General features: G+C 36.0%; 1 protein-coding gene and 1 pseudogene. Both read left to right on the plus strand.

The features are described from left to right. Window positions 1–191 (plus strand): annotated as a pseudogene (locus ACFIKB_RS09255) (hypothetical protein); the annotation flags it as partial. Between the two features lie 335 nt (window positions 192–526). Beyond that, window positions 527–1,309 (plus strand): hypothetical protein, encoded by a 783-nt coding sequence (locus tag ACFIKB_RS09260; RefSeq protein WP_375647782.1) that lies wholly within the window; start codon window positions 527–529, stop codon window positions 1,307–1,309. Window positions 1,310–1,407: the final 98 nt, after the last annotated feature.

A 1,407-nucleotide genomic window follows, 5' to 3' on the forward strand; every position in this document is an offset into this window, starting at 1 on the left:
TAAAGCTAATAAGTTTAGCACTTGTCGTTTTAATTTTTCCAAATAGTTATACTGTATTTTGGTATTTAGATATCGTTCTTTGGTACTTTTTTGTAGTTTGTTCATTCTTTCTCATGTTGCATACACGCAGTTTAATAAACATGTTCATTTACGCACTACATTTTATACTAAAAACCAAAAGTAAAATTTAAAAGCACTTGATATTCAACTAGGTAGGTATCAAAATGAAAAAAATAAAAAATACGTATTGACTTTAAAGAAAGGTTCGTTTATTGAGGTTGGCAAGTGCTTAACAAACACTATAGCGAATAGCGGATAAATCACGATAAGGTTTCTCCCATTTCTTAAAATACTGACTTTCTTTTATGCTATCTCTAGCATATAACGATTTTGTCGGGTGTGGTCACATCATACAATACTCTTTATGAGAAAAGTGTGACGACGGACTATTCGCCGTGTTTGTTAGCGCCCGACGCCCTTATAGGGCTGTTAATAACAAACAATTTAAACGAATAGGATTACTAGCATGAGTGCTACAGTTACAAATCAAGAAACTTCTCCAAAATATGAACTTACTAATGAAACGCGTGTGTTTAATAATCAAACTCTTTATCGCATTCGTGCTTTAAGAGATTTTGATGATGTTAAAGCTGGTCAATTGGGCGGCTTTATTAAAGATGAGAGTGATCTGTCTCATAAAGGCAATTGCTGGGTTTATGATGATGCTATGGTTATCCAAGCAAGCGTTTCCGAAAATGCCAAAATACGCAATAATGCTTGTGTTGTGAATTATGCTAAGGTTTATGGTAATGCTGTGATTAGTGATAAGGCATGGGTTTTGAGTGATAAGGCACATGTTTATGACAATGCAGTCATTAATGGAAATGCAAAAATTGGTGGCTATGTTTTTGGCAATGCCGTTGTGAGTGATAATGCCGTTATTACTGAGGGAGCTCTTATTTATGATAATGCCCGTGTTTATGAAAATGCGTATGTGAGTGGGCTTGTGTTTAATGATGCCCATGTCTACGGTAAATCACGCCTTGCTGCGTGGTCAAAAGCTTATGGCAATGCTCATGTTTTTGATAAAGCTATAGTTTATGATGGTAGCAATATTTATGACAATGCCAAGGTTTCTGGCTCGGCGCGTGTTGGTCCCTGTGCAAAAATTCATGATAATGCTCATGTGAGTGGCAAGGCACAAATTTGCCAATTTACAACGATTTATGGCAATGCTGTGCTTAAAGAAAATAAGAAATTTTCTGAAGATATGTGTGGTGATAATCAGTCACTAAAAGACGCTGCTTAAATAACGCGGGGGGCTGCTTTGTAGCAAAAAAGCCGCGTCCTTTAAGACACGGCTTTTATTATCAAAACAGCTAGCGATCTAAATAAACGATTAAAGTA

It is taken from the genome of Bartonella sp. MR110HLJHH, assembly GCF_042194225.1.
GTDB classification, from domain to species: Bacteria; Pseudomonadota; Alphaproteobacteria; order Rhizobiales; family Rhizobiaceae; genus Bartonella; species Bartonella grahamii.

Bases quoted from the DNA above. Each gene is read 5' to 3' on its own strand.
- ACFIKB_RS09260 (WP_375647782.1), top strand. From the start codon at position 527: ATGAGTGCTACAGTTACAAATCAAGAAACTTCTCCAAAATATGAACTT.